Origin of the sequence: Vibrio aerogenes, from assembly GCF_024346755.1 — a bacterium.
GTDB lineage: Bacteria > Pseudomonadota > Gammaproteobacteria > Enterobacterales > Vibrionaceae > Vibrio > Vibrio aerogenes.
This window is the reverse complement of sequence record NZ_AP024861.1, coordinates 1,364,750-1,383,788: the sequence shown is the minus strand read 5'-3', so window position 1 is coordinate 1,383,788 and position 19,039 is coordinate 1,364,750. Positions and strand designations below refer to the sequence as shown.

General features: G+C 42.5%; 16 protein-coding genes and 1 pseudogene. 8 read left to right on the top strand and 9 right to left on the bottom strand.

Translation table 11 applies throughout. The features are described from left to right. Positions 1–114 precede the first annotated feature (114 nt). Complete coding sequence (gene glnS / locus OCV29_RS06265; RefSeq protein WP_073603808.1) at positions 115–1,785, bottom strand: glutamine--tRNA ligase; 1,671 nt, start codon at positions 1,783–1,785, stop codon at positions 115–117. A 502-nt stretch (positions 1,786–2,287) separates the two neighbouring features. Between glnS and nagC the strand changes: the two genes are divergently transcribed. The 3 genes from nagC (at position 2,288) to OCV29_RS06250 (ending at position 7,141) form a co-directional block, all read left to right on the top strand. Then, positions 2,288–3,502, top strand: coding sequence for a DNA-binding transcriptional regulator NagC (nagC, locus tag OCV29_RS06260; RefSeq protein ID WP_073603810.1), 1,215 nt, complete (start codon positions 2,288–2,290; stop codon positions 3,500–3,502). 274 nt (positions 3,503–3,776) lie between these two features. Continuing rightward, a complete protein-coding gene (asnB, locus tag OCV29_RS06255) occupies positions 3,777–5,441 on the top strand; it encodes an asparagine synthase B (protein ID WP_073603811.1) in 1,665 nt (554 codons plus the stop codon). A 317-nt stretch (positions 5,442–5,758) separates the two neighbouring features. Continuing rightward, positions 5,759–7,141, top strand: a complete 1,383-nt coding sequence (locus OCV29_RS06250; protein ID WP_073603812.1) for a peptide MFS transporter — start codon at positions 5,759–5,761, stop codon at positions 7,139–7,141. Between the two features lie 58 nt (positions 7,142–7,199). On the opposite strand, the gene hemH is transcribed toward OCV29_RS06250, so the two are convergent. The 3 genes from hemH to htpG all read right to left on the bottom strand — a co-directional run bounded on the left by hemH (position 7,200) and on the right by htpG (position 11,161). Further along, positions 7,200–8,165: a ferrochelatase gene (gene hemH / locus OCV29_RS06245; protein ID WP_073603813.1), complete on the bottom strand. Its 966-nt coding sequence runs from the start codon at positions 8,163–8,165 to the stop codon at positions 7,200–7,202. 123 nt (positions 8,166–8,288) lie between these two features. Continuing rightward, on the bottom strand, positions 8,289–8,936 hold the full coding sequence (gene adk, locus OCV29_RS06240) for an adenylate kinase (RefSeq protein ID WP_073603814.1): 648 nt from the start codon (positions 8,934–8,936) through the stop codon (positions 8,289–8,291). 320 nt (positions 8,937–9,256) lie between these two features. Further along, positions 9,257–11,161 carry a molecular chaperone HtpG gene (htpG, locus tag OCV29_RS06235; RefSeq protein ID WP_073603815.1) on the bottom strand — a complete coding sequence of 635 codons (1,905 nt, stop codon included), beginning with the start codon at positions 11,159–11,161 and terminating at the stop codon, positions 9,257–9,259. Between the two features lie 270 nt (positions 11,162–11,431). On the opposite strand from htpG, the gene OCV29_RS06230 reads away from it, so the two are divergent. Next, positions 11,432–12,328 (top strand): transcriptional regulator, encoded by an 897-nt coding sequence (locus OCV29_RS06230; protein ID WP_073603816.1) that lies wholly within the window; start codon positions 11,432–11,434, stop codon positions 12,326–12,328. Then, positions 12,319–12,849: a regulatory protein ToxS gene (locus OCV29_RS06225; protein ID WP_073603817.1), complete on the top strand. Its 531-nt coding sequence runs from the start codon at positions 12,319–12,321 to the stop codon at positions 12,847–12,849. Before OCV29_RS06230 ends, OCV29_RS06225 begins: the two co-directional genes overlap by 10 nt. 102 nt (positions 12,850–12,951) lie before the next feature. Here OCV29_RS06225 and yfcE read toward each other — a convergent pair whose 3' ends face one another. The 5 genes and pseudogenes from yfcE to OCV29_RS06200 all read right to left on the bottom strand — a co-directional run bounded on the left by yfcE (position 12,952) and on the right by OCV29_RS06200 (position 15,788). Continuing rightward, positions 12,952–13,500, bottom strand: coding sequence for a phosphodiesterase (yfcE, locus tag OCV29_RS06220; protein ID WP_073603818.1), 549 nt, complete (start codon positions 13,498–13,500; stop codon positions 12,952–12,954). 22 nt (positions 13,501–13,522) lie between these two features. Further along, positions 13,523–13,929, bottom strand: a pseudogene (locus OCV29_RS06215) (CBS domain-containing protein). Further along, entirely contained in the window at positions 13,926–14,276 is a 351-nt protein-coding gene (locus OCV29_RS06210; protein ID WP_073603819.1) for a P-II family nitrogen regulator, read from the bottom strand. The pseudogene OCV29_RS06215 and the gene OCV29_RS06210 overlap by 4 nt, the downstream one beginning before the upstream one ends. Further along, positions 14,266–15,057, bottom strand: a complete 792-nt coding sequence (locus OCV29_RS06205) for a DUF1538 domain-containing protein (protein WP_073603820.1) — start codon at positions 15,055–15,057, stop codon at positions 14,266–14,268. The genes OCV29_RS06210 and OCV29_RS06205 overlap by 11 nt, the downstream gene beginning before the upstream one ends. Next, a complete protein-coding gene (locus tag OCV29_RS06200) occupies positions 15,054–15,788 on the bottom strand; it encodes a DUF1538 domain-containing protein (protein WP_073603821.1) in 735 nt (244 codons plus the stop codon). The genes OCV29_RS06205 and OCV29_RS06200 overlap by 4 nt, the downstream gene beginning before the upstream one ends. 186 nt (positions 15,789–15,974) lie before the next feature. On the opposite strand from OCV29_RS06200, the gene OCV29_RS06195 reads away from it, so the two are divergent. The 3 genes from OCV29_RS06195 (at position 15,975) to OCV29_RS06185 (ending at position 18,978) form a co-directional block, all read left to right on the top strand. Then, positions 15,975–16,889, top strand: a complete 915-nt coding sequence (locus OCV29_RS06195) for a TIGR01777 family oxidoreductase (protein WP_073603822.1) — start codon at positions 15,975–15,977, stop codon at positions 16,887–16,889. 21 nt (positions 16,890–16,910) lie between these two features. Continuing rightward, positions 16,911–17,738: an SDR family oxidoreductase gene (locus tag OCV29_RS06190; RefSeq protein ID WP_073603823.1), complete on the top strand. Its 828-nt coding sequence runs from the start codon at positions 16,911–16,913 to the stop codon at positions 17,736–17,738. A 382-nt stretch (positions 17,739–18,120) separates the two neighbouring features. Further along, complete coding sequence (locus OCV29_RS06185) at positions 18,121–18,978, top strand: co-chaperone YbbN (RefSeq protein ID WP_073603824.1); 858 nt, start codon at positions 18,121–18,123, stop codon at positions 18,976–18,978. Positions 18,979–19,039 lie beyond the last annotated feature (61 nt).

The following is a 19,039-nucleotide window of genomic DNA, read 5'->3' as shown; positions in this document are numbered from 1 at the left end:
ATAATTGCCTCAACCTCACACATTTTTTATGTGAAATATCAATATAAAATGCAATCACATACAGATATAGTGTATAAAAAAGCCAGCATTTTGCTGGCTTTTTACCCTAACTTGCTAAGAGGCTTCAATTTTTGCCCATGTATCTCTCAATCCAACAGTTCGATTGAAGACCAGAGCATCCGATGAAGAGTCCTGATTATCCGCACAAAAATACCCCATACGCTCAAACTGATAACCAGTTTCTGGCTGAGCTTCTGCAAGGCTGGCTTCAACAAACCCTTTTTTGCATACCAAAGATTCGGAATTTATTGTACTGAGAAAGTCATCAGAAGCTGCCGGGTTTGGCACAGAAAACAACCGATCATATAACCTGATTTCAGCGGGTAATCCTTTATCTACAGATACCCAGTGAATCACTCCCTTAACTTTCCGTCCATCAGCAGGGTTTTTACCCAAAGTTTCAGGATCATAGGAACAATAAATCGTTGAAATCTGACCTTGTTCATCTTTTTCAATCCGCTCAGCTTTAATCACATAAGCACCTCTGAGCCGAACCTCTTTTCCAAGAACCAAACGCTTGTATTTTTTATTCGCTTCTTCACGGAAGTCCTCACGTTCAATCCATATTTCACGGGTGAAAGGTACTTCCCGGGTTCCCATTTCTGGCTTATTAGGATGATTTGCAAGATTCAGAACTTCTGTCTGCGATGCCTCAAAGTTCTCAATAATCACTTTAACCGGATCGATGACAGCCATGGCTCTTGGTGCATTTTCATTCAGATCGTCACGAATACAAGACTCCAAAGACCCGAACTCAATCATATTTTCTTGCTTGGTTACACCGATTCTTTTACAAAATTCCCGAATTGACGCAGCCGTAAACCCTCTGCGACGTAGCCCTGAAATTGTTGGCATACGTGGGTCATTCCACCCTTCAACTAACTTTTCTGTCACCAGTTGATTGAGTTTCCGTTTCGACATCACCGTATATTCAAGGTTCAAACGGCTGAATTCATATTGCCGGGGATGGCACGGTATACTGATGTTGTCTAACACCCAATCGTACAAACGCCGGTTGTCCTGAAATTCAAGAGTACACAAAGAGTGCGTAATATTTTCCAGAGCATCCGATATACAATGGGTAAAATCGTACATTGGATAAATACACCACTTATCACCTGTCTGATGGTGATGAGCAAAGCGTACCCGATATAACACAGGATCGCGCAGGACCATAAATGAGGATGCCATATCAATCTTAGCACGCAGGCAGGCTTCGCCTTCTTTAAATTCCCCATTGCGCATTTTCTCGAACAGAGCAAGGTTTTCCTCGATGCTACGGTCACGATAGGGACTTTCTTTTCCCGGCTGTGTCAGAGTCCCACGGTATTCCCGGATTTGCTCAGGCGTTAACTCTTCAACGTAAGCTAATCCTTTTTCGATCAATTCAACTGCATAACCATATAATTCATCGAAGTAGTCAGAAGAGTAATGCACATCTCCGGCCCACTGAAAACCCAACCACTGAACATCAGTTTTTATTGAATCAACATACTCAAGATCTTCTTTTTCCGGATTAGTATCATCAAAACGCAAATTGCACTGCCCCTGATAATCTTGAGCAACACCAAAATTCAGACAAATTGACTTCGCGTGCCCAATGTGAAGATAACCATTTGGTTCCGGGGGAAAACGAGTCTGTACACTGGTATGTTTACCTTCAGCTAAATCTTTCTCAATGATTTGGCGGATAAAATTCGATGGACGAGCCTCAGCTTCACTCATCTATAACACCTCAACAAAATTATTTAGTATTCTTAATGCCTTGTCTTGCCGGTCAAAAACACAGCAAATCCAATCATAATCCTTACATGCAGTGACTAATCATCCACAATTCTCATAAAAGAAACAATACAAAGACTATTTTTCTTGCGATTATTTCATGCGATTGATCATTTTTATCGAAACAAACATGCTGCAAAGCGGATTAAACTATAATTTCCATATAATTAGTGACCAGAACCACAGCTACAGGTGACGGAAACAGGGATCGCTTTATTTTTACCAACATCACAGTATATTACCGGCATGTGTCACATAAAGATACAACCAGCACAGTTTTGTTTGCCCCTTCTTTTTGCTCGATTGTTTCCGGCTCAGAACTCAAAGCTGCCCCTTCAGGTTATTACCTGTAAAACGTTGAATGACCCGATTCTCTGTTTTGTGGTACATTCTCTTTAATACAAAGACTGACATTAATATTGAAAAAACACGGACATAATTAGTCATGAATGATACGCAAAAAGGTAATGTAGATTTAGTCAAACAACTCAATAGTGCAGCCGTGTATCGACTCATTGACCAGCAAGGTCCTATTTCCCGTATTCAGGTTGCAGAAATCAGTCAGCTGGCTCCCGCCAGCGTGACGAAAATAACGCGCCAGCTATTGGAAAAAGGCTTAATTAAAGAAGTCGCGCAGCAAGCCTCAACTGGTGGCCGCAGAGCAATTTCTCTTGAAACAGAAGTCGTTCCTTTTCATTCGGTTTCAGTACGTTTAGGCCGGGACTATATCCAGATTAGTTTATATGATTTAAGTGGTAAAGAACTGACTTCTGAATACCATGAGTTTGATTATCAGCATCAAAGCGAACTTCTTGATGGTCTGATTCGTTATATTCAGCAGTTTATTGACGATAAAAAACAGCTGATTGAGCAGTTCATAGCGATTGGTATTGTGCTCCCGGGACTGGTTAATCCGGAAACAGGCGTTGTTGAGTACATGCACAACGTTGATGTAGACGCACTCGCACTTGGGGACATCATTAAAGAACATTTTGGTGTTGAATGCTTTATCGGCAACGATATTCGGGGTTTAGCCCTTGCTGAACATTATCTGGGGGCCAGTCAGGACTGCCAGGATTCAATATTGATTAGTGTCGGACGCGGAACCGGTGCGGGTATGATAGTCAACGGACGAATTTTTCTTGGCTATAACCGCAACGTGGGTGAAATTGGTCATATTCAGATTGATCCACTGGGTTCTCAGTGTCAATGCGGCAACTTCGGATGTCTTGAAACTGTTGCTTCTAACCCGGCCATTGTAAAACGTGTCAACCACTTATTAAGTCAGGGCTATCAGTCGACATTGAATGAGTTACAGAATATGACTATTGAAGATATTTGTACCCATGCCAACCAGGGAGATGAGCTCGCACGACAGACACTGATCAAAGTAGGCAACTACCTGGGCAAGGCAGTAGCGATCACTGTCAACCTGTTTAATCCACAAAAGATTGTGATTGCAGGACATGTGACAACAGCTCAGGAACTGATTTTTCCTGCCATTGAAAGAAACGTTCAAAACCAATCCTTAAAAGCATTCCATCAGAAGCTACCGATTGTTGCTTCTCAAGTCTATAAGCAACCGACAATAGCTGCTTTCGCGATGATTAAACGAGCCATGCTTAATGGTGTTCTGCTTCAGAAGTTACTCGAAAAATAAACCAAACACGATAAAAGATCATATCTTTTATCGTGTTAGCAAGTCACTGTCTCTTCATATACAGAGTATATACATGCTATGTAAACTATGTGCAGTCAGCCATAACCCGAATAAAAACACACCAGGAAATGAATTTTATTCAACTTATTGGCATTTATTTTAAATTAAATCCACCAGCCAAGGGTTGTTTTTATCAGAACAATTAAAAATGGGTTGTTTTTTTAAGGAATACTGGCAAATTAACTACAAATAAAAAATTTATTAAGGAATGAGTATGTGTTCTATTTTCGGTATTCTGGATATTAAAAGCGATGCATCGAAACTACGTCCGGTTGCACTTGAAATGTCTAAAAAACTTCGCCACCGGGGCCCCGACTGGTCAGGAATTTATGCATCTGATAAAGCGATACTGGCTCACGAAAGATTGGCTATTGTTGGTCTTAACAGTGGTGCTCAACCCCTCTTTAGTCCGGATAAAAAACACATACTGGCTGTGAACGGAGAAATATATAACCACAAAGAACTCCGTGCCCGTTACGAAGATAAATACGATTTTCAAACAGATTCTGACTGTGAAGTCATTCTGGCTCTCTATCAGGATCTTGGCGTGGAACTGCTTGAAGAACTCAACGGCATTTTTGCATTTGTTCTTTACGATGAAGAGAAAGACCTCTACCTGGTCGGCCGGGATCACATTGGCATCATTCCGCTCTATCAGGGACTGGATGAGCATGGGAATTACTATGTTGCTTCTGAAATGAAGGCATTGGTACCTGTTTGCAAAACAATCAGTGAATTTCCTCCGGGCTGTCACTACAGCTCATCAGACGAAACGCCTGTCAGATATTACGTCCGTGACTGGAATGAATATAACGCCGTTAAAGGTAATACAACATCGAAAGAAGAACTAACTCAGGCTCTTGAAGCAGCTGTAAAACGACAATTAATGACAGACGTACCTTATGGCGTTTTACTCTCAGGCGGTCTGGACTCTTCGATTACTTCGGCTGTTGCAAAAAAATACGCAGCACTTCGGGTTGAGGACGATGATCAATCAACCGCATGGTGGCCACAGTTACACTCATTTGCTATCGGTCTTGAAGGTGCTCCTGATCTCAAAGCAGCTAAAGAAGTTGCTGAGAAAATCGGCACCGTACATCACGAGATGACATATACCGTCCAGGAAGGACTGGATGCGATCAGAGACGTTATCTACCATATTGAAACATATGATGTAACGACAATTCGGGCATCAACACCGATGTTTTTGATGGGGCGAAAAATCAAGGCGATGGGCATTAAAATGGTGCTTTCCGGCGAAGGCGCTGATGAGATTTTTGGTGGATATCTGTATTTCCACAAAGCGCCAAATGCGCAGGAGTTTCATGAAGAAACTGTCCGCAAGCTGCTTGCACTAAATATGTTTGATTGTGCACGTGCCAATAAATCTCTTGCAGCCTGGGGCGTGGAAGGTCGGGTTCCATTCCTTGATAAAGAGTTTATTGATGTAGCTATGCGCCTGAATCCCGCTGACAAAATGTGTGGAAACGGTAAAATGGAGAAACACATTTTACGGGAATGTTTTGAACATTATTTACCAGATTCAATTGCCTGGCGCCAAAAAGAACAATTCTCTGATGGTGTCGGTTATGGCTGGATCGATACACTCAAGTCTGTCGCAGAAGAAAAAGTGACGGATCAGCAGATGGAAACAGCACAATACCGTTTCCCTTACAACACACCGACAACAAAAGAAGGCTATGTCTACCGGGAAATTTTTGAAGAACTGTTCCCACTGGAGTCTGCAGTGAAATGTGTACCGGGAGGACCATCAGTTGCATGCTCTTCAGCAAAGGCTATTGAGTGGGATGAATCATTTAAAAACTGTATTGACCCATCAGGTCGCGCAGTTCAAATGGTTCACAACGACGCTTATTAAAACGGGTTTGTTCCGGTATCTGTCAAATGAAACCGGAAAACCACAAAGCAAGCAATGCAGAGACACAAATAATTGTGTCTCTTTTTTTTTATCCATACCCATAGAAACCGACGGGAACAGAAACCAACGGGAGAAAATATATTCCTCAAAAAAACACCCTGCCAACAAAATAATTCAAGATAAAACAGGCCAAGTCACCAGACAAATATTAACCAAAAACACAATACTCTTGACTTTGATCATAAGTCAAAATATTTACCTAACACATGTTATTAAAGTAAAATAAACATCTTATACACAAATCACAGACAGAATATATGACAAACCAACATCAGCTTTGGGGTCATCCCAAAGGTTTGTTCCTGCTCTTCGGTACAGAGCTATGGGAACGATTTTCTTATTATGCAATGCGTGCCATTCTCGTTTTATATCTCACTGATACAACCTTGCATGGCGGTCTGGGCTGGACAACAAAAGAAGCATTAGATTTGTATGGCATATATACCGGTCTTGTATACATTACTCCGCTGATTGGCGGCTGGCTGGCCGATAACTATTTTGGTCAGAGAAAGTCGATTCTTGCCGGTGGCGCTTTAATGGCTGCGGGGCAATTTACACTGGCTCTTCCTCATGAATCTCTGGGGTTAGGTACAACTCAGACTTTTTATCTCGGACTTGCACTTTTAATTGCTGGTAACGGCCTGTTTAAACCGAATATTTCAACAATGGTTGGTGACCTTTATGAAGAAGGAGATCATCGCCGTGATGGTGCATTTACCATTTTTTATATGGGAATCAATCTTGGCGCGCTAATTGCCGGAGTCATCTCCGGATCTGTGACTGAAAGTTATGGCTGGAAAGCGGGCTTTGCGGCAGCAGGTACAGGCATGGTCATCAGCATTATCATTCAGATTATTTTTGCTAAATCGCTGCTGGGAAATATAGGCATGATCCCTGCGGCTGCGAGAGACATGAATAAAAAACATTCATCCAGCAAACAGCCTTTAAGTAAGCAGGAAATTGACCGGTTGAAAGTCATTCTGATTATGGGGTTATTTGTTGTAGTTTTCTGGGCTGGATTTGAACAGGCTGGTGGACTGATGAATATCTATACTCAAAAATATACTGATCGCATGCTGGGTAATTTTGAAATACCAGCAGCATGGTTCCAGTCGCTTAACCCATTCTTTATTATCACACTCGCGCCGGTATTAGCTGCACTTTGGATAAAATTAGGAAAACGGGAACCCAACTCTCCGGTTAAATTTGCCTTTGGTTTATTCTTTCTGGCAATAGGGTTTCTTTGTATGGTGGGGGCAGTACTGGAACAAGGGGGTGACTTAACCGTCAAAACATCAATGTTTTGGTTAGTTGGGGCCTTTTTCTTCCATACAATCGGCGAACTATGCTTATCCCCTATCGGTTTATCTATGGTAACGAAACTAGCACCTCTCCGGCTGGCTTCACTGATGATGGGGGTCTGGTTTGGATTTAATGCGATAGCAAACTACGTTGCCGGCCTGATTGGTGCGCATGTAGGTGAGTTGGGTGCACTCGCTATTTTTGGTGGTATCGCCGTAACAGCAACCGTATGTGGCCTCATCCTCTTACTATTTTCATCCCAACTGATTCAGTGGATGCACGGCGCAGAACAACCTGCGTACCTGAAACATGCAACTCCCGAAGAAGTACCTGCATAACACGTAATACGATGAAAGGCATCTGCAAACATCTGAGATGCCTTTTCAATTTTCGCCCCTACACTTGTTCTGTGCCGAGCACCTGACACATCATTTCAATATGTTCATCATCATCGTTCAGACAGGGAATGTAGGTAAACACCTCTCCACCGGCTTCTTCAAAAATCTGTCGGCATTCTTCTGAAATTTCTTCCAGTGTTTCCAGACAATCCACAGAAAATGCCGGTGCAATAATATCAATATTCCTGATCCCTTTTCCGGGCAATTTTTTCAGCGTCTCATCAGTATAAGGCTGCAACCATTCTTCCCGGCCAAAACGTGATTGATAGCTCATACCAATCTGTTGTTCATTCAGACCCAATGCATCGGCTAACAAACGGGTTGTCGATTGACAATGCTGCGGATAGACATCACCATTATCGGCATATCGCTGAGGAATGCCATGATATGAGCACAATAAATAATCGCCTTTACCATGCTGTTTCCACGACTCCCTGACTTTTGAGGCCAACGCTTGAATGTAGGCAGGGGAATCATAGTAATGGCTGAAAAAGTGCAGCTTCGGGATAACAGATACCGCACGTATACTTTGGCTAACCCGATCGAACACACTACCGGTGGTCGTACCTGAATATTGTGGGTATAAAGGCAGTACGGCAATCTCAGTCACGCCCTGATGAATAAGTGAACTGATACCATCCTGGATTGAAGGTGAGCCATAGCTCATCCCAAAAGTAACAGGAATACCTGTTTTTTCCTGTAATTTTTCTGCCTGTGACCGGGAAAAAACCATTAAAGGAGAGCCATCTTCCATCCATATGGATTGATAAAGCTTCGCAACCTTGGGCGAACGGCGCGGCAGAATAATCCAATGCAAAACCGGACACCATATCCATCGGGTCAGATCAACAACCCGGCGATCATGCAAAAATTCACTTAAGAAGCGCTTTACCGCTGATGCTGTTGGCGCGTCAGGCGTTCCCAGATTGACTAATAAAATTCCTTGCTTGCTATTATTTTTCATTGCAGTTCTCAATCCTCTTTATATCCACCCACAGAAAGCAACGCCATCATGCCCTGAACCGGAAAGAAAAAAAGCGCCTCGTAAGAGCCGCTTTCTCATAAAACCAAAACCACTGCCAATCAATTAACGGCTTAAGGCTGCTTCAATATCTGAACTGACTTCAGCAACCTGTTTGGTTCCATCAAATTTAAGATACGTTGTTCTTCCGGCTGAAGCCTCTTGACCATAATAATCAATTAATGGCGCAGTTTGCTCATGATAAACCTTCAGACGAGAACGAACTGTCTCTTCTTTATCATCATCACGAATGACAAGATCTTCACCCGTAATATCATCTTTACCTTCTGTTTTTGGTGGATTGTAAACCACATGATATGTCCGCCCTGATGCAAGGTGAGCACGGCGACCTGCCATACGTTCAACAATCACATCATCAGCAACATCAAATTCGATCACGTAATCAATCTCAACACCCATTTCCTTCAATCCATCAGCCTGAGGAATTGTTCTGGGGAATCCGTCAAGTAAAAAGCCTTTCTCACAATCTGACTGAGCAATTCTTTCTTTGATTAAGCCTAAAATAATATCATCTGAAACCAGCTGACCAGCATCGATAACTGCTTTAGCCTGCTTACCAAGTTCAGTACCTGCCTTAATTGCGGCACGCAGCATATCACCAGTAGAAATTTGTGGAATGCCATACTTTTCCATGATGAATTGTGCTTGTGTTCCTTTTCCTGCCCCTGGAGCACCCAAAAGAATGATGCGCATGATTAATCCTCTTAAGAATAGAACGATTTATACCGAAGCTCACAGTCTGTTCACACGATAAGTTTCGGTATAATAATTTTTAAATATATCGAAATCGAACCGTATATTTTTATCAGTTATACGGCAGGCGAGCAAAATACACGCCTTCTGATGAAGATTCAAGCCCGGAAGAATAACATAAAAACGAATATCTTATGTGATAAAACTTGCTCAAACAGCTATTTCATCACTGGACCATGAATCGAAAATATTCAGAAAAACACTTTGAAATCAATCTATAAAAGAACCCGCAAATGCGGGTTCTTTTACGGATATTCATTTTAGTTTTTAGCCAAAAGCTGGTTAATTGCTTTCAGGAACTGAGCCGGATCTTCCATTGCACCACGTTCAGCCAGCATAGCCTGACCCAGTAACATTTCAACCCAACGTCCAAAAACTTCTTCATCGGGTTCATCCGCCATTTTTTGTACTAACTGATGATCAGGGTTTAACTCCAGAATATATTTGACATCCGGAGCAGCCTGCCCTGCTGCTTCAAGCAACTTAGCCATCTGCGTACCAATTTCATGATCATCGGTCACAACAACTGCAGGCGTTGAAGCCAGTTTAAACGTTGTCCGGACTTCTTTCACCCGGTCACCGAGATAAGATTTTGTTCTCTCAACAACAGATTTGAAGGCTTCTTCAGCTTCCTTGTGCTTTTCTTTTTCAGCATCATCTTCAAACTGACCTAAATCGAGACCGGCCTTTGTGATCGACTGGAATGATTTACCATCAAATTCAGTCAGATAATTCATTAACCATTCATCAATACGGTCATACATCAGAACAACTTCGATTCCCTTCGACTTGAACTGCTCTAAATGCGGACTATTCTTCGCAGCAGCGTAACTATCTGCCGTCAGGTAATAAATCTTGTCCTGACCCTCTTTCATCCGTTCAATGTAGGATTTCAGGCTGACATTCTGCTCTGAACTGTCGGTATGGGTCGATGCAAAACGTAATAATCCGGCCACCTTTTCTTTATTAGAGAAATCTTCAGCCGGGCCTTCTTTCATCACCAACCCAAATTCTTTCCAAAAACTGTGATATTTTTCTTCATCACTGTTTGCCATACGTTCCAGCATGGTCAGAACCCGTTTAGTACAGGCATTACGCAGCGATTGCGTCACTTTATTATCCTGGAGGATCTCACGTGATACATTCAGAGGTAAATCATTGGAATCAATCAGCCCTTTCACAAACCGGAGATAAGAGGGCATGAATTGCTCAGCATCATCCATAATAAATACACGCTGAACATAGAGTTTTAAGCCCCGTTTATGGTCACGGTTCATCATATCCCACGGCGCTTTAGAAGGAATATACAACAAACTTGTATAATCATTTTTACCTTCTACTTTGTTGTGACTCCATGCCAGTGGGTCGGCAAAGTCATGCGAGACATGCTTATAAAACTCCTGATACTCGTCCTCTGAAATATCAGATTTTGAGCGGGTCCACAGTGCTTCAGCCTTATTGATTTTTTCCCATTCAGTCTCACCGGTCTCCTTACCTTCCTCGTCTTTCTTTTTGACAAGAATGTACACAGGAATACCAATATGATCTGAATATTTAGAAACCAGTTCTTTTAAACGCCACTCAGAAAGGAACTCCTTCCCGTCGTCCTTCATATGAAGCACGATATCAGTCCCACGGGTTTCTTTATGAACCGACTCTAGGGTATAGTCGCCTTCTCCGTGAGACTGCCACTGTACGCCCTCATCAGCTGACACATCAACACTGCGCGTACGGACGGTAACTGAGTCAGCAACAATAAACGCCGAATAAAAACCAACACCGAACTGACCAATTAACTGAGAATCTTTCATTTGATCATCAGATAAATTAGCAAAAAATTCCTTCGTTCCTGATTTGGCAATTGTTCCCAGATTCTCAATAACCGCTTCACGGGTCATCCCGATACCATTATCTGATATGGTCAGGGTATTCGCTTCCGCATCAAAAGATAACTTAACGGCTAAATCCGCATCGCCCTGATACAGGTCTGAGTTTGACAATGCTTGAAAGCGGAGTTTGTCCGCAGCATCAGATGCATTCGAAATCAATTCACGTAAAAAAATCTCTTTATTCGAGTAAAGAGAATGAATCATTAAATGAAGTAATTGCTTGACTTCAGATTGAAAACCACGTGTTTCTTTATTTTTCGTTGCAGTTTCACTCATTATTAGCTCCATGATGAATTATTTATTAATTCACACCAATGCATAAGGTGTACAAATAGCATAACTTGCTAGTAAAATGAGGGTGGAGCAATTGATTTCAAGGTTAAAATGATAAAAACAGTTTTTTTTTTCACTAAAAATTTATTATGCTGAACCGCATAAATGTCAAAGATTCTCAAAATATAGGTTTTATTAACCAGTTCTTAACATAACATCTAAGAGAATATCAAAAACCATCAGCATTCAATGTAACAAACAAAGAAGATATTGATGAATCCAATAAGCGCAAAATTCATCCTGGCGGAAAGATTCACTTTCGTCCCTAATAATAATTCGTTGATAGATCAAGAGAATGAAGATGAAGTTATCCGATTAGGCACGAATGAAAGCAGAATCCTGCTCATGTTGGCTCAACATCCAAACGAAGTGATTCAGCGAAATGAGCTTCACGATTTCGTGTGGAGAAAACAAGGCTTTGAGGTAGATGATTCCAGCCTTACTCAGGCAATTTCAACGCTGAGAAAGATGCTAAAAGACTCAACAAAGTCGCCTCGTTATATAAAAACAGTTCCCAAACGAGGCTATCAGCTTATTGCTGATGTCCAGCTGATCCCTGAGATTAGATCATCACTTAACGAATCTCAGGTAACAGAAGAAGATCAGCCGCTTATGGCTATGGAAGCTGGCACTGCTGAGTCTTTTAATATTCAGGATGGCGTTGCCATCCTTGATAACCCTGAATACAAAAACATGGGTATAGCGGGGTCACCTGAAGTCTCAGATAAACAAGAAGAGAACCAGCCCAAAGGAATGGCCCTGGTCACTAAGCTGGTCCTTTTTTTCGCATTTATCATCCCGGTTATTGCTGTTTTCTATAATGGCCCGAGATATTCAACTTTCCGTCACCTTGCTGATGTGAATGGTGTCTCTGTGAATATGCCAAAAAATCATCCGGACTTATCTGCATGGATTCCGTCAATCGAGCAGTGTGTCAGGAAATATCAGAAAGCGCACCAGCAGCAAATTCAGCCAAGTCAGATTATCGCAACGGGTGGACAAGGAAACAAACTCGTTCTCAATTACATTTACCCTGTCGAGTATAGTGATCACAACATCACATTGACGATAGGTACAGATCAAGAGGACTCAACCCAGATATGTCGTTAAATAAAATCAACCTGAAAGTTGCTGCGATGATTCTGCTCGTTTCCTCAATATTCAGCATCTGGCTTTATTGGGGAAGCGATTTGAAACTCAAGCAGCTCCTGATTTCAAGGGAGTGGCAATCTAAAATTGTCCGGCTGATTGAACATGCCAATAAAGAATCTGCCGTCGGGCCATTAAGACGTGTCGATGTCACCTCGAATGTAAAATATTTACCCAATGGTACTTACATCCGTGTTTCTGTTGTCCAGCTTTATGCGAATAAAAGTCAGCCGGAAAGTACCATTGACATATCAGAGTCCGGGGAATGGAAGCTAAGTGAAAACTATCTGCTACTTTCTCCAACTGAATTTAAAGATGTCTCAGATAGCCAAAGTAAAGACTTTACACCGGAACAACTCAATTTGATTAAACAGTTTTTCAAGATGGATGCTCAACAGAGTAAACGTATTGATGTTATCAATAAAAATACGCTGTTACTGGCCAACCTGAATCACGACTCAACTATATTATTTACCAATTAGTCAATGACAATTTACTAAATGAAGACACTGCTGAGTGTCTTCATTGTATTTCCTGTGACAGGCTGATAAAAAGACAAATATTTCCTCAAAATGCGGTATGCTTCAGAAGCAAATTGCCTCAATTTCTTCCCCGTTCAAGAGGCTAAGCACTTTCAGACAACCAGATTCAAAAAGGCCATAACTTGGAGGTAAGTCTCCACGCGGAAAAGTCACTGACCCCGGATTAAACCAGTAATATTCACTGCACGAACGTGCCACAGGCACATGAGTGTGTCCGTGTATTAACACATCATTTTTAGCAAGTGGCGGCAGATTATCCTGATTATAGAGATGCCCGTGAGTCAAAAAGAAACGCTGACCGCTTTCAAGCATCACCCATGAAAAATCTTCCATCATCGGAAAGTCCAGAAGCATCTGATCCACTTCGCTATCACAATTCCCCCGGACTGCAATAATCTCTTTCGCATAAGGATTTAAAAGTTTAGCAACCTGCACCGGAAGGTAGCTGTCCGGAACAGGGTTTCTGGGGCCATGATTCAGTAAATCACCCAGTAAAATCAGTCCTGTTGCCCCGGAAGACTGATATAACTCAATCACTCTCTCCGCTGCAGATAATGAACCATGTATATCTGATGCAATCATCAGCTTCATCAATCTCTCCCGATATGCACTGTCACTCTGTACTACTCAATAAGCCATTCACAACCATATTGTTATAACTGACCATACCAATCACCTGACCATTCTCTATCACAGGAGCCCTGCTGATGCCAAAGCGTTCAAAAAGACGGGCACAGTTTTTCACCTTCATACCCGGCTCAACACCTAACGCGGGCTTGGTCATAATTTCATAAATATTTGTTCTTTCTAAGGAACGATTATTTGCCAATACTTTCTTGGCAATATCATTCATTAATACAATGCCAAACTCATCATCATCGTGTCTTTTCGCAATAATCAGCGCTTTTATTTTTTTTCTTTCGCTATCTGAATCGCTTCATAAACTGTGGTCAAACCATCCACAATCTCGTAAGTATTTGCCATAACATCCCGGACTTTAACGTCATCATATTGACTCATAATTCATCCTCAACATACTTCGTTAGTTTTTCAACCTGATGAGACACGCCAACCGCATCTTCAATATCAATCTGGATTGCTATCCCCTGACCTGATTCAGTCTCAAACTCCCCGACATCGTTAATTGTTTCCAGTATATGTCTCGATAAGTGCTCTTCTACAACAAAAATCGCAACATCTTTTTGAACATCCAGAGTGAGACCAAAGAAAGTTTTTTTCTGATTCAGCCCTTCCCCTCTGGCGTTATTGATAACAGTCACACCTGTTGCTCCTGCTTGCCTGGCAGCATCAACGACCTTTTCTGTTTTACTATCTTCAACAAAGGCAATAATCAATTTAAAGCGCATCGTCTTTCTCCATACAAGCATTTCTACGGCTCAGCCATTGCGTTATCTGAGCATATCCCATCACAGATATCATCGGAAACAGGCTCGCAAAAGCAATGAGCCCAAAACCATCAATCAAGGGACTTCTTCCCGGCACTGTTGATGCCAGACCCAACCCAAGTGCGGCAACAACAGGCACAGTGACCGTCGATGTGGTCACCCCACCAGAATCATACGCTAAAGGCACGACTAACTTAGGTGCAAAAAATGTCTGAATCACCACAATGATATAACCGACAATAATATAGTAATGAATCGGATCTCCCACGACAATCCGGTAACAGCCCAATGTAATTCCAATGGCCACGCCTAATGCCACTGCAACACGCAACCCTGTGACCCCAATCGCCCCTGCTGAAACCTGATTGGCTTTGATTGCAACAGCCAGCAAGGAAGGTTCAGCGATCGTGGTACTGAACCCAATACAAAAAGCAAACAGGTAGACCCAATAATAATTGAGCCAGTGATATGACTCACCGACAATCTGTACAGAGGATAAAAATGAAGGGTCCGTCAGTTGCTTCGCCATCATTTCACCTAAAGGAAATAACGCTAAATCCAGCCCCATCAGGAAAAGAGCCAGTCCCAGAATCACATACCCAAAACCAAGTAACACATGTGATAGACGGCTCACCGGCTTACGCAATATGACGTACTGAAAAACAAACAGAATACTTGCAATAGGCAAGACGTCTTTGATAGTCGAAAAAATCACCTGTAATAAATGATAAATTTCATTCATGCCATCACCATCCCAAAAATCATGACAAACATCATAGGGAGTAAAGAGGCGAAGGCAATCAGACCGAAACCATCCAGCATAGGATTTCTTCCCTTGATTGAAGATGCTAATCCAACACCAAGCGCAGTCACCAGGGGAACAGTAATCGTTGAAGTTGTCACACCACCAGAATCATAAGCGATGCCAATAATAGTATCAGGGGCAAACAGTGTTAAGGTGACAACACCAAGATATCCGGCAATGATCATTAAGTGAATCGGCCATCCTTTCAGAATCCGGAATACCCCTAATACGATAGCTAAACCGACTGAGAGTGCGACTGTAATTCTTAAACTGATTGCGTAATGTGCCATTGCATCTTTCGACATACTAATGACACCACCATTTGCAGCAACATGGGCGGCTTCAGAAGCAACCGCGGTTAAAGCAGGTTCAGCAATTGTTGTTCCAAATCCCAGACAAAATGCAAAAGTCAGCAGCCACCAGACATTCCCTTTACGGGCAAATGCCTGGGCCATACTTTCTCCGATTGGAAACAGCCCCATTTCAAGCCCGAAAATAAAAAAAGTTAATCCGAGAACAACCAGAATCAGCCCGGCAAATACAGACATCATATCCGGTAAAGGCCTTTGCAGAATCACCAGCTGAAAAAATGCAATCACAAGTATAATCGGAAGTAAGTCTCTGAAACTCCCTGACATCACTTTCAGTAATGCAATTATTGCTTTCATCTCACCCCTCGATAGAAAATATAACTTTCATCATGACAGACGAAACTTATATTCAGTGCTATTTTGTACAAGCAAACAATAAAAACCCAAGACTAATCACAAAAAACGGGTATTGGATCATCACCATACGTCATTTATTCTTATTAAAGAGCAATACCCCATCCAAAGCATGCAGGTGAGACGAAGATGAGAGTATTAATAACCGGAGGATCCGGGCTGATAGGTTCTGAATTAGTCAAACAAATGGCGACCAGAGATCACGATATTGTCGTACTGACCCGTTCCAGAGAAAAAACCAGCCAAAAGTTAAGTCACTTAAGTAATTATATGATCGAATGTATCGAATCACTGGATGACTACCACGATCTCAATCCGTTTGATGCTGTCATTAACCTTGCTGGTGAACCCATCGCGGACAAGCGATGGACAAAAAAACAGAAGGATATAATTTGTCACAGTCGCTGGGACATCACTGAAAAGATTGTCTCATTGTTTCATGCCAGTGCATCGCCACCCGGTATTTTCATCAGCGCCTCAGCCGTTGGATTTTATGGTGATCAACAAAGCCATCCAATTGATGAAGAACTCAATGTCTATCACGGAGAATTTTCTCATCAGGTGTGTGCAAAATGGGAAGAAATAGCGATGAGAGCGGAGTCTGACTTAACCCGGGTTTGCCTGCTGAGAACAGGCGTTGTTCTGTCTAAAAATGGGGGGGCACTACAAAAAATGCTTCCGCCATATCGTTTGGGCCTTGGCGGACCAATTGGCAACGGTCATCAATATATGCCCTGGATTCATATGAGTGATATGATTCGGGGCATTCTCTTTCTGCTTGAAACCAATTATGCGCAGGGACCGTTTAATTTGTGTGCGCCTCACCCGGTCTCCGGTAAAAAGTTCAGCCAGGCACTGGCCAGTACATTGCACAGACCTCACTTTCTCTTCGTTCCTAAATGGGTCATTCAGTTATTGATGGGCGAGGCATCGGCACTGCTTCTCGACAGCATCCGGGCAAAACCTAAAAAATTAACGGAAATGGGATTTGAGTTTCATTTTCCGCATATAGAATCAGCACTCAAGCAAATTTTAAACACATAAACCGCTCTTTCAGGAAAGATAATGACAAAAAGTATTCTTATTACGGGTTGTTCTTCAGGCATCGGTTACACAGCCGCCCACGCGCTTCACGAGCGCGGGTATTTTGTGATTGCATCATGCCGGAAAGAAGAAGATGTTGAACGAATCCGCTCTGAAGGCATTGAATGTATTCAGCTGGATGTAACCCGGCCGGATCAGGTAGACAATGCTATCAGACAAGTACTGGAGATGACGGATAATAATCTTTATGCTGTGTTTAATAACGGTGCCTATGGCCAGCCTGGTGCCCTTGAAGATCTGCCGACTGATGCAATGAAAGCACAGTTTGAAACGAATTTCTTTGGCTGGCACGATTTAACCACAAAACTTATCCCGCATTTCAGGCAAAGAGGTACTGGCAGAATCATCCAAAACAGCTCTGTTCTGGGGTTTGCCGCAATGAAATACAGAGGGGCTTATAATGCATCAAAATTCGCTTTAGAAGGCTGGACAGATACACTGCGCCTTGAACTTCAGGGCAGCGGAATCAGTATCAGTCTGCTGGAACCCGGCCCGATTGAGACGCGTTTCAGGGATAATGCTCTGGCTGCTTTTCTTCGCTGGGTTGAACCGGAACAAAGTATCCACGCGGCCCGTTATGCACAACAGATTGAAAGACTAAGTAAAGAGAAATCTGCTAACCCATATTCTCTGCCGCCTGAAGCCTGTCTTCCAGCGATATACCATTGTCTGGAACATACATCTCCGAAGCTCAGATACCGAATCACAAAACCCACACAGGTTTTTGCCGTACTGAAACGACTACTTCCCGGTCGCTGGCTTGACTTTATATTGAACAAAGCCGTCTGAAACGATTAGAACCATGTAAGTTTCGCTATCAATCCGTTGCCGTGTCATCACTTCGTCACAATAAGAGATCAGAATCATATATTTGAACCACAGACTGAACGACCCGGAACGATGAAATGAGTTTAAATCAATTAAACTGGCTTAGTATCTTCATTGTACTCATCATCTTAATCACGACCTGAGTTTCTGATATATCAGAGAAAGCCATTCGAAAATGGCTTTCTGCCTGCTTGATATTTACGACATATGCCCATATCTACGTTGTTATATCCTTTCTCAGTGCTGTAGCCAGACAATTCTGATTCAGCTACAGCAAACTGTTCAGGATAAATGCGGAATCCATCCGCTAACCCAAATCGTGTTGAAATCAGGAAGGTCAAATATGCAAACGCCATCAAACAGCGTCGAAGTAACCCAGCAGAACATAAGAGAAATCCTGGAAAAATCGCTACAACATCCTGTTCTATTTTACTTCTGGGCACCGATGGACGAAGCGAGTGCTGCCTTTGTTCAGTCAGTTCAGGAGTTAGCCCGGCAATATCAGGGGGCATTTACTCTGGCTTTACTCAATTGTCAGCAGGAACAAAATATTGCGATGCAGTTTGGCGTACAGACTATCCCGACTTTTGCCTTATTTTCACAGGGACAACCAGTAGACGGCCTGAGCGGACCACAAACTGTTGAAGCGATCAAAACAATGCTGGCCAAACATTTGCCAAGTCAGGATGAACTGAGCCTGAATCAGGCTTTAGATCTGATTCATCAGGAAGAATTTTCACAAGCTTTAACACTGCTTCAAACCTTAGCCGAAGATTTTCAGAATAAGCCCGAAACCAAACTGGCACTGGCACATTGCCTGCTGGAAACAAAACAGTTTGATCAGGCTGAAACAGCGCTGCAACATATTCCTCTGGAATATCAGGACAACTATTACAAAAGCTTAATTGCGAAACTGGAACTCCATCAACAGGCTGCAAACAGCCCGGAGCTAATGGCTCTGGAAGCCGCATTCCGTGATAAACAGGACGACCCTAAAACAGCTATCGAACTAGCCGCGCAATACCACGAAGTAAACCGGGACGCAGAAGCACTGGAAATACTCTGGTCATTTCTGAAGTCTGATCTCAACACGCTCGATGGAGAAATGAAAAAAATATTTATGGACATACTGAGCTCACTGGGACAAAGCCATCCATTAGCCAGTCAGTATCGTCGCCAATTGTACTCTTTGTTGTACTAATTGCTCTTGTACTAACTGCTCTTGTACTAACTGCTGTTTTACTAATTTATCTCATACATGT

Coding starts and splice junctions, on each gene's coding strand:
- adk (WP_073603814.1), bottom strand. CDS start 8,936: ATGCGCATCATTCTTTTGGGTGCTCCAGGGGCAGGAAAAGGAACACAA.
- glnS (WP_073603808.1), bottom strand. CDS start 1,785: ATGAGTGAAGCTGAGGCTCGTCCATCGAATTTTATCCGCCAAATCATT.
- OCV29_RS06195 (WP_073603822.1), top strand. CDS start 15,975: ATGAGAGTATTAATAACCGGAGGATCCGGGCTGATAGGTTCTGAATTA.
- hemH (WP_073603813.1), bottom strand. CDS start 8,165: ATGAAAAATAATAGCAAGCAAGGAATTTTATTAGTCAATCTGGGAACG.
- OCV29_RS06200 (WP_073603821.1), bottom strand. CDS start 15,788: ATGAAAGCAATAATTGCATTACTGAAAGTGATGTCAGGGAGTTTCAGA.
- htpG (WP_073603815.1), bottom strand. CDS start 11,161: ATGAGTGAAACTGCAACGAAAAATAAAGAAACACGTGGTTTTCAATCT.
- OCV29_RS06250 (WP_073603812.1), top strand. CDS start 5,759: ATGACAAACCAACATCAGCTTTGGGGTCATCCCAAAGGTTTGTTCCTG.
- yfcE (WP_073603818.1), bottom strand. CDS start 13,500: ATGAAGCTGATGATTGCATCAGATATACATGGTTCATTATCTGCAGCG.
- OCV29_RS06205 (WP_073603820.1), bottom strand. CDS start 15,057: ATGAATGAAATTTATCATTTATTACAGGTGATTTTTTCGACTATCAAA.
- OCV29_RS06185 (WP_073603824.1), top strand. CDS start 18,121: ATGCAAACGCCATCAAACAGCGTCGAAGTAACCCAGCAGAACATAAGA.
- OCV29_RS06225 (WP_073603817.1), top strand. CDS start 12,319: ATGTCGTTAAATAAAATCAACCTGAAAGTTGCTGCGATGATTCTGCTC.
- OCV29_RS06190 (WP_073603823.1), top strand. CDS start 16,911: ATGACAAAAAGTATTCTTATTACGGGTTGTTCTTCAGGCATCGGTTAC.
- OCV29_RS06210 (WP_073603819.1), bottom strand. CDS start 14,276: ATGCGCTTTAAATTGATTATTGCCTTTGTTGAAGATAGTAAAACAGAA.
- nagC (WP_073603810.1), top strand. CDS start 2,288: ATGAATGATACGCAAAAAGGTAATGTAGATTTAGTCAAACAACTCAAT.
- asnB (WP_073603811.1), top strand. CDS start 3,777: ATGTGTTCTATTTTCGGTATTCTGGATATTAAAAGCGATGCATCGAAA.
- OCV29_RS06230 (WP_073603816.1), top strand. CDS start 11,432: ATGAATCCAATAAGCGCAAAATTCATCCTGGCGGAAAGATTCACTTTC.